This is a genomic window from Kytococcus sp. Marseille-QA3725 (assembly GCF_054950055.1).
In genome coordinates this window covers 421,712-434,986 of record NZ_JBUCLA010000002.1, presented here as the reverse complement: position 1 = coordinate 434,986, position 13,275 = coordinate 421,712, and the positions used below count along the sequence as shown (strand labels likewise).

General features: G+C 72.9%; 10 protein-coding genes. 8 read left to right on the top strand and 2 right to left on the bottom strand.

Annotated features, from left to right (window positions below):
• The first annotated feature begins 19 nt into the window (after nucleotides 1–19).
• Both ACY8FT_RS10135 and ACY8FT_RS10130 read left to right on the top strand, forming a co-directional pair.
• The gene (locus ACY8FT_RS10135) at nucleotides 20–3,811 is read left to right on the top strand and encodes a TM0106 family RecB-like putative nuclease (protein ID WP_462418772.1); all 3,792 of its coding nucleotides are present in this window, start codon (nucleotides 20–22) and stop codon (nucleotides 3,809–3,811) included.
• An 80-nt stretch (nucleotides 3,812–3,891) separates the two neighbouring features.
• Nucleotides 3,892–5,391: a sugar porter family MFS transporter gene (locus ACY8FT_RS10130; RefSeq protein WP_462418771.1), complete on the top strand. Its 1,500-nt coding sequence runs from the start codon at nucleotides 3,892–3,894 to the stop codon at nucleotides 5,389–5,391.
• Between the two features lie 6 nt (nucleotides 5,392–5,397).
• Here the strand turns inward: ACY8FT_RS10130 and ACY8FT_RS10125 are convergent, their stop codons facing one another.
• The gene (locus ACY8FT_RS10125) at nucleotides 5,398–5,766 is read right to left on the bottom strand and encodes a DUF4190 domain-containing protein (protein ID WP_462418770.1); all 369 of its coding nucleotides are present in this window, start codon (nucleotides 5,764–5,766) and stop codon (nucleotides 5,398–5,400) included.
• Between the two features lie 172 nt (nucleotides 5,767–5,938).
• On the opposite strand from ACY8FT_RS10125, the gene ACY8FT_RS10120 reads away from it, so the two are divergent.
• The 4 genes from ACY8FT_RS10120 to ACY8FT_RS10105 are packed head-to-tail and all read left to right on the top strand — an operon-like array spanning nucleotide 5,939 to nucleotide 10,498.
• Nucleotides 5,939–7,339, top strand: coding sequence for an amino acid permease (locus tag ACY8FT_RS10120; RefSeq protein WP_462418769.1), 1,401 nt, complete (start codon nucleotides 5,939–5,941; stop codon nucleotides 7,337–7,339).
• Between the two features lie 53 nt (nucleotides 7,340–7,392).
• The gene (locus ACY8FT_RS10115; RefSeq protein ID WP_462418768.1) at nucleotides 7,393–9,459 is read left to right on the top strand and encodes a catalase; all 2,067 of its coding nucleotides are present in this window, start codon (nucleotides 7,393–7,395) and stop codon (nucleotides 9,457–9,459) included.
• Nucleotides 9,417–9,890 carry an ankyrin repeat domain-containing protein gene (locus ACY8FT_RS10110; RefSeq protein WP_462418767.1) on the top strand — a complete coding sequence of 158 codons (474 nt, stop codon included), beginning with the start codon at nucleotides 9,417–9,419 and terminating at the stop codon, nucleotides 9,888–9,890. Before ACY8FT_RS10115 ends, ACY8FT_RS10110 begins: the two co-directional genes overlap by 43 nt.
• 20 nt (nucleotides 9,891–9,910) lie before the next feature.
• Entirely contained in the window at nucleotides 9,911–10,498 is a 588-nt protein-coding gene (locus ACY8FT_RS10105) for a hemerythrin domain-containing protein (protein WP_462418766.1), read from the top strand.
• A 12-nt stretch (nucleotides 10,499–10,510) separates the two neighbouring features.
• Here the strand turns inward: ACY8FT_RS10105 and ACY8FT_RS10100 are convergent, their stop codons facing one another.
• Nucleotides 10,511–10,942: a pyrimidine dimer DNA glycosylase/endonuclease V gene (locus tag ACY8FT_RS10100; RefSeq protein WP_462418765.1), complete on the bottom strand. Its 432-nt coding sequence runs from the start codon at nucleotides 10,940–10,942 to the stop codon at nucleotides 10,511–10,513.
• 72 nt (nucleotides 10,943–11,014) lie between these two features.
• Between ACY8FT_RS10100 and ACY8FT_RS10095 the strand changes: the two genes are divergently transcribed.
• Both ACY8FT_RS10095 and ACY8FT_RS10090 read left to right on the top strand, forming a co-directional pair.
• Nucleotides 11,015–11,977 (top strand): SDR family NAD(P)-dependent oxidoreductase, encoded by a 963-nt coding sequence (locus ACY8FT_RS10095; RefSeq protein WP_462418764.1) that lies wholly within the window; start codon nucleotides 11,015–11,017, stop codon nucleotides 11,975–11,977.
• 55 nt (nucleotides 11,978–12,032) lie between these two features.
• A complete protein-coding gene (locus ACY8FT_RS10090; RefSeq protein WP_462418763.1) occupies nucleotides 12,033–13,262 on the top strand; it encodes an acetyl-CoA hydrolase/transferase family protein in 1,230 nt (409 codons plus the stop codon).
• Nucleotides 13,263–13,275: the final 13 nt, after the last annotated feature.

Genomic DNA, 13,275 nt, shown 5'->3' with positions numbered 1-13,275 from the left:
GAACACCTAGGCTTCACGCATGCTGCTCCTCGACGACGGTGCACTGGTCACCAGCGCGCAGGACCTCCGCCTGGCGAGCGAGTGCGAGTTCGCCCTGCTGCACCAGTTGGACACCACCCTCGGGCGGGCCCCGCGCGAGGTGGCCGACGACCCGATGCTGGACCACCTGGCCGAGCTGGGCACGGCCCACGAGACCCGCGAGCTGGAGCGGCTGCGCGAGCAGTTCGGCGCCGGTGTGGTGACCGGCGAGCGCCCGCGCGGTTTCACGTGGAACGCACTGGCCGAGGGCATGGCGTGGACCGTGGAGCAGTGCCACCGCCCCGAGGTGCAGGTGGTGCACCAGGCCCCCGTGCTGCTCGAGGGCACCGCTGCCGACGGCACGCCCCTGCTGCCCCTGAGCGGCCTGGTCGACTTCCTCGTCCGCACCCCCGGGGGGTGGCGGGTGAGCGACACCAAGCTCGCGGCCCACTCCACGGTTGCCTCGATGCTGCAGGTGGGCGCCTACGCCGAGGCCCTGGCGCGTGCGGGGCTCCCGATGGCGGGCGAGGTTGACCTCGCGCTCGGGACGGGCGCGGTGGAGTCGCACCCCGCCGGCCCCACGGTCGCGGTGGTCCGGGAGCGCTGGGCCCGCATGTCACGCCTGCTGCGCAGCCACCGGGACGCCGACAGACCGGTGGAGTGGGGCGTGGACGGGGTCGCTGCGTGCGGGCGCTGCGACGTGTGCGCACCCCGCGCGGCCGCGGGCGACGACCTGCTCGGCGTGGCCGGCATGTCGATGCCGCGGCGCAAGGCCCTGCACGCGCACGGCATCACCACCATGGCGCAGCTGGCCACCGCCACGCAGGCCCCCCGCGGCATCCGGCAGGCCGACTTCGAGGCCCTGCGCGCCCAAGCGGCCCTGCAGGTGCGGGCCCGGGAGGCCACCGCCGCCGCGCGCGAGTCCGACCCCGACGCCCCGGAGGTGGTGCTCAGCGAGGTGGTCTCGGCCGAAGCGCTGGCCGCCCTGCCCGAGCCGAGCCCCGGTGACGTGTTCTTCGACTTCGAGGGCGACCCGCTGTGGCGGCCCGCGCCGGGGGCGCCGAGCGGGTTGGAGTACCTCTTCGGCGTGGAGGTGCTGGACGACCCGGCTGCCGGCGTCCGTGCCGCGGACGGCGAGGCCGGTGAGGTCGACGACCCGGCCGCCTACGGCCCGCCCGACGAGCATGGCGCGCGCTACCGGGCGTGGTGGGCCCACGACCGCGCCGAGGAGGGACGGGCGCTGGCGGAGTTCCTGGCCTGGCTGGCCGCACGCCGCCGCCGGTACCCGGACCTGCACGTCTACCACTACGCGCCCTACGAGGTGACCGCCCTCAAGCGCCTCACGGCGGTGCACGGCATCGGGGCCGAGCAGCTGGACGACCTGCTGCGCCAGCACGTGTTCGTGGACCTCTACGCCACCGTGCGCGTCGGCGTGCGGGTGAGCCAGGCGAGCTACTCCATCAAGAAGCTGGAACCGCTCTATATGCCGGCCCGCGGCGCCGACGGGGTGACCGGCGGGGCCGACTCCATCGTGGAGTACCAGCGGTACTGCACCGCCCGCGACGCCGGCGAGTCCGAACGGGCGGCCGGCCTGCTGGAACGCATCCGGGCCTACAACGAGCTGGACTGCGAGTCCACCTGGCGGCTGCGCGACTGGCTGCTCGCCCAGCACGATGCCGTGGCGGGGGCAGGTGACGACGCGCCGGACGCTCCCGAGCCCGACGTGCCCGAGCCGGCCCTGCCCGAGGCACCGGAGCCCACCGCGCCGGACCGGTGGGCCGCCGCGCGGGACGCCGAGGAGCGCGTCCGCGCCCTGGACCTGCCCCCGGCCGGTGAGCGGACCCCCGACGAGCAGGCGCTGGCCATGGTGGGCGCCGCCCCGCAGTACTACCGCCGCGAACACAAGCCGCACTGGTGGGGGCACTTCGAACGTCTGGCCCTGCCCGTGGCCGAGTGGCCGCTGACCTCCGGCGTGGCCACCGTGGACCGCGCCGCCTGGACCGACGACTGGGAGCGCCCCACGCCGCGCAGCAGCCCCCGCCGCACGCTGGGGGTGCGCGTGGACACCGGCGGCCGTCCGGTGCCACCCGGCACGGGGCTGGTGGCCGTGTTCGGCGCACCGCACCCGCAGGGCCTGGTGCCCGAGGGCGGGTACCCGCACGTGGCGTGGCCGTCCTCGGCCGAGGTGACCGACTCGCGCACCGACCCCGCCACCGGCCTGCAGGTGTGCACCGTGACCGTGGCCTGCCCGCGGCCCCGGCCGGACCGCCCCGAGGTGCCGCCCACCGATGCGGTACCCGTGGGCTTCGGCCCCACCGCGCCGCCGAGCACCACCCACCTGGACGCCGCCCTGCTGGAGCTGGCCGCCGGTGTGCTCGCCCACCGCGACTCCGGGTCCTCCGAGCTGCTGCCGACCACCGCCGGCCTGGACGTGCTGGCCCGCCGCGCGCCGCGCCTGGTCGGGGAGGCACCGGCCGGGGAGGCACCCGCGGGCGCCGACGAGACCCCCGGCACCGGCCGTGGCGACACCGAGGGGCCGGACACCCGGCGCACCCTGCTGCCGCAGGTGGGCGACCCCGGCATCGGGACCGGCATCGACGCCGTGACCGCCGCGGTGCAGATGCTGCAGAACAGTTACCTGGCCGTGCAGGGCCCTCCCGGCACCGGCAAGACCTACCTGGGCTCCCGCGTGGTGGCCGCCCTGGTGGCCCGGGGCTGGCGCGTGGGCGTGGTGGCGCAGTCCCACGCCGCGGTGGAGAACTTCCTGGCCGCCTGCGTGCGCGCGGGCGTGCCGGACGTGCGCGTGGGGAAGCAGGCCCGGCCGGAGAACGCCCAGGCCGCGTTCACCCGCATCAAGGGGTCCGGGCAGCCGGCGGCCTGGGTGGAGGAGCAGACCTCCGCCGGCCACGGGTTCGTGGTGGGTGGGACGGCCTGGACCTTCAGCAATCCCGCCCTGGAACCGGAGGGTCTCGACCTGCTGGTGGTCGACGAGGCCGGCCAGTTCTCGCTGGCACCGCTGCTGGCGAGCTCCCGCGCCGCCCGCAACCTGCTGCTCCTCGGTGACCCCCAGCAGCTGCCGCAGGTGTCGCAGGGCATCCACCCCGAGCCGCTGGAGCAGTCCGCGCTGGGGTGGCTGGTCGGCGACGAGCACGTCCTGCCCCGGCGGTACGGCTACTTCCTGGACACCACCTGGCGCATGCACCCGGCCCTGGCACGCCGCGTCTCCACGCTCGCCTACGACGGGCGGCTCCGGGCCCACGAGGAGGTCAGCGCGGCGCGCAGCATCGACGGCGTCGAGCCCGGCCTGCACGTGCGGACCGTGGACCACCGCGACAACTCCGTGGCCAGCCCGGAGGAGGCGGCCGAGGTCGTGCGCCTGGTACAGGACCTGATCGGTCGCCGCTTCACGGACACCGGGCGACCCGCTGGGGAGCAGGAGCGCCCGCTGGGACCGGAGGACGTGCTCGTGGTCGCCCCCTACAACGCCCAGGTGCACCTGCTGCGCACCCGGCTGGCCGCGGCCGGCCTCGAGGACGTCCCGGTCGGCACGGTCGACGCCTTCCAGGGGCAGGAGGCACCGGTGGTCGTCCTCTCCATGACGGCCTCGGCACGCGACCGCGTCTCGCGGGGCATGGCCTTCCTGTTCGACGTGCATCGACTCAACGTGGCCGTCTCCCGTGGCCAGGTCGCCGCCTACGTGGTGCGCTCGCAGGAGCTGACGGACATCGCCCCGAGCTCACCGCAGGACCTGCTCGCCCTCGGGGCCTTCCTGGAACTCACCCGCCCGGACTGACCACCCACCCGACCTGATCGGATGCCGCTCGTCCGGCGCGGTGCGTTGTCACGACCCCCGACGAAGCGCACACTGCCGCGATGACTTTCGCAGCCAGTGGCGCGCACGCCGCACAGGAGCCCCCTGATCGCACTCCGGACACCGAGCCCGCGAGCTCCCACCAGGTCGTCATGCTGGCCCTGGTCGCCGCCCTGGGCGGGTTCCTGTTCGGCTACGACTCAGCCGTCATCAACGGCGGCGTCAACGCCATCCAGGAGCGCTACGGGCTCTCCTCGTCGATGATCGGCTTCGTGGTGGCGATCGCGCTGCTCGGTGCGATGGTCGGCGCCTGGTTCGCCGGCGCCCTGGCCGACCGCATCGGCCGCACCCGCGCGATGGTCGTGGCCGCCGTGCTGTTCACCCTCTCCGCCGTCGGCAGCTACCTCACCTTCTCCCCGTGGGACCTCATGGTCTGGCGCACCCTCGGCGGCGCGGGCATCGGCATGGCCTCGGTGCTGGCCCCGGCCTACATCGCCGAGATCTCCCCGGCGGCCATCCGCGGCAAGCTCGGGTCGCTGCAGCAGCTGGCGATCGTCATCGGCCTGTTCGCCGCCCTCCTCGTGGACGCCTGGCTGGCCGAGCTCGCCGACGGTGCCGCGAACGACCTGTGGTTCGGCCTGGAGGCCTGGCGCTGGATGTTCCTCTCCGCCGTCGTCCCGGCCGTCGTGTACGGCGTCCTGGCCCTGAGCATCCCCGAGTCCCCGCGCTACATGGTGGGCAAGGGACAGCTCGCCGAGGCCGGCCGGCTGCTGCGCGACGTGGTGGGACTGCGCGGCCGCGAGGTGCAGCACAAGATCGAGGAGATCCGCAGCACCCTGCGCACCGAGAAGCGACAGAGCCTGGGCGACCTGGCCGGCACCGCCGCCGGGCTCAAGCCCATCGTGTGGGTGGGCATCCTGCTGAGCATCTTCCAGCAGTTCGTCGGCATCAACGTGATCTTCTACTTCGGCTCCACGCTGTGGCAGGCCGTCGGCTTCGAGGAGTCGCAGGCCATGATGATCAACGTCGGCACGGCCGTCACCAACATCGTGGTCACCATCGTGGCGATCCTGCTGATCGACCGCGTGGGTCGCCGGCCGCTGCTGCTGACCGGCTCCGCGGGCATGGTCGCCTCGCTGGCCACGATGGCCCTCGCGTTCTCGCAGGCCAACAGCTCCGTCGTCGACGGCGAGCAGGTGGTCGACCTGCCCGATCCCTGGGGCGTCATCGCGCTGGTGGCCGCCAACGTGTTCATCGTCGCCTTCGGCATCACCTGGGGTCCCGTCGTGTGGGTGCTGCTGGGCGAGATGTTCCCCAACCAGATCCGCTCGCTCGCCCTCGGTGTGGCGGCTGCGGCCCAGTGGCTGGCCAACTTCGTCATCACCATGAGCTTCCCCTGGCTCGCCGAGATCTCGCTGAGCCTCGCCTACGGCCTGTACGCGGGTTTCGCCCTGCTCTCGCTGCTGTTCGTGTGGCGCTACGTGGACGAGACCAACGGCAAGGAGCTCGAGCAGATGGGCGAGCGCGGCGTGGAGAACTCCCCGGAGCCGGCCGTCGGCTGAGGACCGTCAGCCGGCGCCCACGAGGAAGAGCGGCAGGGCCAGCCCGAAGATCATCATGCCGGCGATGAACAGCACGAACAGCAGCGTCAGGACCGCGGCGACGATGCCGAGGATCCAGCCCGCGGTGACCAGCCCCTCATTGCGGTAGACGCCCGGCGACCGGCGGATCTCCCGCCGCGCCCGGTTGCCCATGATCCACGGCAGGAAGCCCAACGGCGGCAGCATGAGCAGGCTGACCAGCCCGAGGACGAAGATGACGACGGCGTCCGGGTGGTCCGCCCGGTACCCACCGCCCGGTCCACCCGGCCCCCATCCCGCGGCGCCGTGGTCGGGGTACTGCGGGGTGGTCGGGTTGAACTCGGGTCCCTGGCTCATGCCCCCACCGTACGTCCGGCGCCCGCCCCCGGGCCCCGACCACCCCGGCGCCCACCGGGGCGTCGACCGCGGCCCGTTATGTGACCTGCATCACCGCGTGGGGCGTGGGCAGGGACACCGGTCCGTTCTACGCTGACCGGTCACCCGACCCTCCCCCGAACGGAGCACCACCGTGAGCGCGTCACAGGACGTTGCCACCAAGGTCGACGACGCACCCGAGACCAACCTCGAGCGGCGCCTGTCGACCCGGCACATCACGTTCATCGCCCTGGGCACCGCCATCGGCACCGGCCTGTTCCTCGGCTCGGGGAGCGCCATCCAGGTGGCAGGACCGGCCGTGCTGGTGGCCTACGCGATCGCGGGTCTCGCGATCTTCGTCGTCATGCGCGCCCTGGGCGAGATGGTGCTGCGCCACCCGCACGCGCCGAGCTTCGTGAACTTCACCGAGCACTACCTCGGGCGCGTCGCCGGCTTCGTCATGGGGTGGATCTTCGCCATCGAGCTGCTGCTGGTCGGCATCGCCGACGTCACCGCGCTGCGCATGTACCTGGGCCACTGGTGGCCCGACGTGCCCGGCTGGGTGTGGATGACCCTGGTCATCGCCCTGGTGCTCCTGCTCAACCTGGCGGCCGTCCGCTTCTTCGGCGAGACCGAGTTCTGGCTGACGCTCATCAAGGTCAGCGCCATCGTGGCGATGATCCTGCTCGGCGTGGGTCTGCTGCTCACCGGCGCCGGCCTGCCCGGCAGCCAGCCGGGTGTGGAGCACCTGTGGCAGCACGGCGGCTTCGCCCCGAACGGCTGGGGATCGGTCGTGGTCGCGCTGACCATCGTCGTGTTCGCCTTCGGCGGCGTGGAGACCGTCGGCATGACCGTGGCCGAGGCGCGCGACCCGCACACGGCCATGCCCAAGGCCATCAATACCGTCCCGTGGCGCATCCTCATCTTCTACATCGGCTCGGTCGGCGTGATGCTGTGCCTGGCCCCGTGGACCTCCATCAACGACGAGCAGTCCCCCTTCGTCCAGGTGCTGGACGCCGTCGGCCTGCCCGCCGCCGGCCACGTGCTGAACGCCGTGGTCGTGATCGCCGCGTTCTCCGCGCTCAACGCCATCGTCTTCGCGACCGGCCGCACCCTGTACGACCTCGCCCAGCACGGCCGCGCCCCGCGGGCACTGGGGCTCGTGCGCGGCAACGGCGTGCCCGTCGCGGCGATCGCGACGGTTGGCGTCGTCCTGGTCCTGGGACTCGTGGCCAACGTCATCTGGCCGGGCGTGATCTTCGTGCTGCTGGCCTCGCTGGCCAGCTTCGCGACCGTGTTCGTCTGGCTGATGATCCTGGCCGCCCACTTCGTGATGCGGCGCCGGGTGGCCCGCGGGGAGCTGCCCGACGGGGCCTTCCCCGTGCCGGCCTGGCCCGTCTCGTCGGTGCTGGCGATGGCGCTCCTGGTGACGGTGCTCCTGGCCATGGGCTTCTCGGCGGACACCCGTCCTGCCCTGGTCGCCGGGGCCATCGCCCTGGTGGTGCTGTTCTCGGCCGGATTCCTCAACGTGCGTCGGGAGACCGCCCGGCGCTGAGGCGGGGATCGTCCCGGTTGTCGCGCACCCGGTGAGCCCCCAGACTGGTCGACATGGAGACCAGTCGCCGGGAATTCCAGTCGGGAGAGCACCTCACGAACGCCCACGGGGTGCGGGTGCCCGACACCGACCACCACCTGAAGGCCGGTCGCCGAGGGCCGGCGCTCATCCAGGACCAGCACTTCCGGGAGAAGATCACCGCCTTCGACCACGAGCGGATCCCGGAGCGCGCGGTGCACGCCCGCGGCACCGGAGCCCACGGCACGTTCCGGTCGAACGGCAAGGCCGCCAAGCTCACCAGCGCCGCCTTCCTGCAGGCCGGCGTGGAGACCCCCGTCTTCACCCGCTTCTCCACCGTGCTGGGCTTCCGCGGCAGCGCCGACACCCCGCGCGACACCCGCGGCTTCGCGGTGAAGTTCTACACCGAGCAGGGCAACTACGACCTGGTCGGCAACAACATGCCGGTGTTCTTCATCCAGGACGCCATCAAGTTCCCCGACGTCGTGCACTCGGCCAAGCCGGAGCCGGACACCGAGTTCCCGCAGGCCGCCTCGGCGCACGACACCTTCTGGGACTTCGTCTCCCAGCACACCGAGGCCCAGCACCTCACCCTGTGGAACATGTCCGACCGTGGCCTGCCGCGCTCGCTGCGCACCATGGAGGGCTTCGGCGTCCACACCTTCCGCCTGGTCAACGACGCCGGGGAGACCACCCTGGTGAAGTTCCACTGGAAGCCGCGCGCCGGCGTGCACTCCACCCTGTGGCCCGAGGCGCAGAGCATCATGGGCGCCGACGCGGACTTCCACCGCCGGGACCTCACCACCGCGATCGACGACGGCACCCCGCCGGAGTGGGACCTGGGCATCCAGGTGTTCCCCGACACCCCGGACCAGACCTTCGAGGGCATCGACCTGCTGGACCCCACCAAGCTCGTGCCCGAGGAGCTGGCCCCGGTGCAGGTCATCGGCACCATGACGCTGGACCGCACGGTGGACAACTTCTTCGCCGAGACCGAGCAGGTGGCCTTCTGCCCGAGCCACCTGGTGCCCGGCATCGACCTGACCGACGACCCGCTGCTGCAGGGGCGCCTGTTCAGCTACCTGGACACCCAGCTCTCCCGCCTGGGTGGCCCGAACTTCCACCAGCTGCCGATCAACCGAGCCCGCAACGCGCAGGTGAACACCCACCAGCGCGACGGCATGCACCAGCAGGCGGTCTTCGACGGCAAGGTGACCTACAGCCCGCAGGGCCTGGTGGACCCCTCGGAGGTGCCGTGGCACCCGGGGCAGGCGAACTCGCCCGGTGAGGACCGCACCGTCTCCGACGTCGACGGCGTGCTCATCGAGGTGCCGCAGCCGGTCGAGGGCGTCAAGGAGCGCGCGGTCGCCGCGAGCTTCGAGGACCACTTCTCCCAGCCGCGCATGTTCTACCGCTCCCTGAGCGCCGTGGAGCAGGCCCACGTGGTGGACGCCTACACCTTCGAGCTCGGCAAGTGCACCGCCACCCACGTGGTGGACCGCCAGCTGGGCCACCTGGCCACCATCGACACCGACCTCGGCGCCGCGGTGGCCGAGAACCTGGGCCGTGGGACGCCGCAGCCCGCCACCGACGTGCAGGTGGAGGACCTGGCCCCGAGCCCGGCCCTCTCCCAGGTGGGTGGCAGCTGGCCCGTGGACAACCGCACGGTGGGCCTGTTCGTCTGCGCCGAGTGCGACCTGGACGCCGTGGCCGCGGCGAAGCACGCCGTCACGGAGGCGGGGATGGTGCCGATGCTGGTGGCCCCCAAGGGCGGCCTCCTGGAGGGCCGCGAGGAGCTCGAGGTCGCCCGCACCCCGCTCACCGCGGCGAGCATCGAGTTCGACGCGATCCTGGTGGGCGACCACGCCGACGACCTCCCGAAGGCGATGGCCGGTCTGGTGGACCAGGCCTGGCACCACGGCAAGGCCGTCGGCGGCTGGGGTGGTGGCGGCGACTTCGTCGCCCGCACCGTCCCCGAGGTCGACGCGGGCGTCGTGCAGGCGAGCACCCCGGCCGAGGCCGTGAGCGCGGCCGCCGACCTGCTGGGCCGGCACCGGGTGTGGGACCGGCTGGCGAAGGCCCCCGAGAAGGACCTGGCCTGAGCACCGACCAGCACGAGCCCGGGGCCGCGCCGACCAGCGCGGTCCCGTCGCTCAACCCGGCCGAGCGGGCCTGGCTCGAGGAGACCTTCGACCACGCCCGCACCGGCGACGTCGGGGCCCTGCGCGAGAAGCTGGACGCCGGGGTGCCACCGAACCTCACCAACGGGCGCGGCGACACCCTGCTGATGCTGGCGACCTACCACGGGCACACCGAGGCGGTGGACCTGCTGCTGGCCCGGGGAGCCGAGACCGACCGGGTCAACGACGCCGGCCAGACACCGGTGGCCGCGGCGGTCTTCCGGCAGCGCAAGGACCTCGTCCGTACCCTGCTAGGCGCGGGCGCCGACCCCAACCACGGCCCGAAGAACGCCTACGTCATCGCCGACTACTTCGGGCTGGAGGAGATCAACGCGCTCCTCCAGCAGCCCTGACCCACTCACGAGGAGAGCCCATGGACATCTGCCAGATCATCCAGCGTCAGCACGACGAGCAGCGCACCCAGTTCTCCCAGCTGGAGGAGTGGGACCCGAAGGACATCGAAGGGCTGGGCGCGATGTGGCGCCGCCTGGCGATCCTGCTGGAGACCCACGCCGAGGCCGAGGAGCGGTACTTCTACCCGCACCTGCTCACGCTGGGCACCGGCGGCGCCGACGCCCCGGACGCCGAGCACGAGATCGAGGACGCGCTGGAGGACCACAACAGCATCCGCGAGGCCGTGCGCCGGGCCGACGCCGAGGAGGTCGGCACCGAGGCGTGGTGGAAGGCCGTGGTGGACGCCAACGTCGCGAACTCCACCCACATGGGCGAGGAGGAGCGGCAGGACCTGCTCGACTTCCGCCAGCAGGCCTCGCTGCAGCTGCGCCACGACATCGCGGTGGACTTCCTGCGCTACGAGGCGCTGAAGACCGCCGACGGCATCACGCCCCGGGACAAGAACCCCGAGGCGTGGCTCGCCCGGCACGACGACGCCGAGCCCGCGGCCAGCGACCGCGCCGGCAACGCACCGGAGGAGAGCCTGCAGGCCTCCGAGACCGAGTGACGGGGCCGCGGGTCAGCCGGCCCGCTCCCACGACGCGACGGGCCCCGGTTCCACCGCGAACAGCGGATGGGGCCGGGGCCCGTCCGCGCCCACCTGCTCCCACCACTGCGGGGAGCGCTGCTCGCACTTGGCCCGCAGGTGCTCCCACTCCAGGGCCAGCTGACCGTCGGTGACCGGGATGCGGAGGGCCGGGTCGGGCGCCACGACGACGCGGGTGCGGTCGAACCGGTAGCCCCGGGCATCGGCCGCGTCGGCCAGGCCGTGGAGCCAGGTGCCCACCGCCACCACCGGGTCGTCGGCCTCCCGGAAGCGCTCCAGCTGAGGGTGGTTCCGATACCCCCGGGTCAGGCCGCGCAGCACCTTCTGGGCGAGGAGCCCCTCCCGCCAGCCGGCCACGAGCGCAGCCCGGTCCAGCTGGTCGGGGTGCAAGCTCCACAGGCGCATGGGGCAATGCTGCCACGCACCCGACCCGTCCGACCACAGCGCGGGGACGCCCCGCGCCCCTACCGTAGAGACATGGACACCACCCCGGCCGCCCCGTCCTCCCAGCCCCTCGCCCTGGTGATGGGGGCCTCCCGCGGACTCGGCCTGCTGTGCGCCGAGCAGCTCCTCCAACACGGTCACCGCGTCGTCCTGAGCTCTCGCGGTACCGAGTCGCTGGAGGCCGCACGCCGGCAGCTGCTCGCCGAGCACCCCGAGGCCACCATCGACCTCGCCCCCTGCGACATCACCGACCGGGCCGCCGTCGCCGAGCTGGTCGAGCACATCGAGCGCGACCTGGCCCCGATCGACGTGCTGCTCACGGTGGCCGGCATCATCCAGGTGGGTCCGGCCCCCGCCATGACCCACGAGCACTTCGACGAGGCACTGGGCACGATGCTGCACGGGCCGATCAACGTCACCCTGCCGGTGCTGGAGCGCATGCGCTCCCGGGGGCGCGGCCGCATCGGCACCGTCTCCTCGATCGGCGGCAAGATCGCCGTCCCGCACCTGTGGCCATACTCCACCGCCAAGTTCGGCGTCACCGGGTTCAGCGAGGGTCTGAGCGCCGAGCTCGGGGGCACCGGCGTCACCGCCACCACCGTGCTCCCGGGGCTGATGCGCACGGGCTCCCACGAGCGCGCACGTTTCACGGGAAACCACGCCGCCGAGTACGCCTGGTTCGCCCCTTCGGCCTCGCTGCCGCTGCTCAGCACCGATGCCGAGCGGGCGGCGGAGCGCATCGTCCACGGCGTCCTCAGCGGGCACACCCACGTCACCTTCAACCCAGTGACCCAGCTCGGGCTGCGCGTCCACGGCCTGGTCCCGGAGCTGACCACCCGCGTACTGGGTCTGGTGGGTGCCGTCCTGCCCCGGGGCGGCCCCTCGGAGACGATCGAGGGCCGGGAGGTCGAGCGTCGCCACCCCAGTCGCCTCCGGGACGCGCTCACCTCGCTGGGCCGCAGCGCCGCGGGGCGCCACAACGAGCGGGAGGCCTGAGCCCACCGGCGGGCGCCGCTGCGAAGAGACCACCTCGTGGGGCACGATGACGTCCATGCAGGCAGTGAGCACCGAGGCACTCGAGTCCCGCCTGGCGGCGCTGCCGGGCACCCCGCGCGTCGTCGTCAGCGGCAACATGTGCATCCCCTGGGAGGCCGTGGAGCTGGTCGACCGGGTGTGCCCGGAGTACGTCCTCCACACCCTCAACGCAGCCCCGGGACTGCCCGACCGCGAGGGCGTCACCGTGGAGACCTGCTTCGTCGGCCCCGGACAGCGTCGTCACCCCCGCCTGCGCTACGTGCCCAGCCGGCTGTCCCTGGTCCCCCTGCTCTTCCAGCGCACCCTGCCGCCGGACGTCGTGGTGCTGCACTGCGCACCCCCGCGCGACGGCGCGGTCAGCCTCGGACTGGAGACCAACATCCTGCCCGCCGCCGTCGAGGCCTGCCGGGCCCGGGGCGGTCTGGTGGTCGCCGTGCTGAACCCGCAGATGCCGTACACCTACGGCGACGCCCAGATCCCGGTTGAGCAGATCGACCTCTCGATCGAGATCGACGCGCCCATGGCCGAGCACACCACCGACTCCCCCATCGACGAGGCCGGACGCACCATCGGTGGCCGCATGGCCGCCATGATCGGCGACGGGGCGAGCCTGCAGACCGGCATCGGTGCCATCCCCGACTCCGTGCTGGCCAACCTGGACGACCGCCGGGGCCTGCGAGTCTGGACCGAGATGTTCAGCGACGGGGTGCTCGAGCTGCACCGCCGTGGCGCACTGGACGACTCGGCGCCGATCATCTCCTCGTTCTGCTTCGGCTCCCGCGAGCTCTACGACTGGGTGGACGGCAACCGCCAGGTGCGGATGCTCCGCACGGAGAAGACAAACGACCCCGGCCTCATCTCCCAGCAGCCGGCGATGACCTCGATCAACTCGGCCCTGCAGGTCGACCTGTTCGGCCAGGCCAACGCCTCCCGGCTGGACGCCCGCATCCACTCCGGCTTCGGCGGGCAGACCGACTTCATCGTCGGCGCGCTGCACTCGCGGGGTGGCCAGAGCCTCATCGGCCTGCGCTCCTGGCACCCGAAGGCCGACGTCTCCTCGGTGGTCCCGCTGCTCGAGGAGCCGGTGACCAGCTTCCAGCAGACGGCTGTCGTCACCGAACAGGGCGTCGCCCGCCTGTGGGGTCTCTCCGAGCGCGAGCAGGCCACCGCCATCATCGAGAACGCGGCCCACCCCCGGGTGCGCGCGGAGCTGCAGGAGGAGGCCGTGACCCTGGGGCTGGCCTGACTGGCACCCCCGG

Excerpts from the sequence above, each read along its gene's own strand:
- ACY8FT_RS10135 (WP_462418772.1), top strand. The coding sequence starts at position 20 with ATGCTGCTCCTCGACGACGGTGCACTGGTCACCAGCGCGCAGGACCTC.
- ACY8FT_RS10130 (WP_462418771.1), top strand. The coding sequence starts at position 3,892 with ATGACTTTCGCAGCCAGTGGCGCGCACGCCGCACAGGAGCCCCCTGAT.
- ACY8FT_RS10125 (WP_462418770.1), bottom strand. The coding sequence starts at position 5,766 with ATGAGCCAGGGACCCGAGTTCAACCCGACCACCCCGCAGTACCCCGAC.
- ACY8FT_RS10115 (WP_462418768.1), top strand. The coding sequence starts at position 7,393 with ATGGAGACCAGTCGCCGGGAATTCCAGTCGGGAGAGCACCTCACGAAC.
- ACY8FT_RS10105 (WP_462418766.1), top strand. The coding sequence starts at position 9,911 with ATGGACATCTGCCAGATCATCCAGCGTCAGCACGACGAGCAGCGCACC.
- ACY8FT_RS10100 (WP_462418765.1), bottom strand. The coding sequence starts at position 10,942 with ATGCGCCTGTGGAGCTTGCACCCCGACCAGCTGGACCGGGCTGCGCTC.
- ACY8FT_RS10095 (WP_462418764.1), top strand. The coding sequence starts at position 11,015 with ATGGACACCACCCCGGCCGCCCCGTCCTCCCAGCCCCTCGCCCTGGTG.
- ACY8FT_RS10090 (WP_462418763.1), top strand. The coding sequence starts at position 12,033 with ATGCAGGCAGTGAGCACCGAGGCACTCGAGTCCCGCCTGGCGGCGCTG.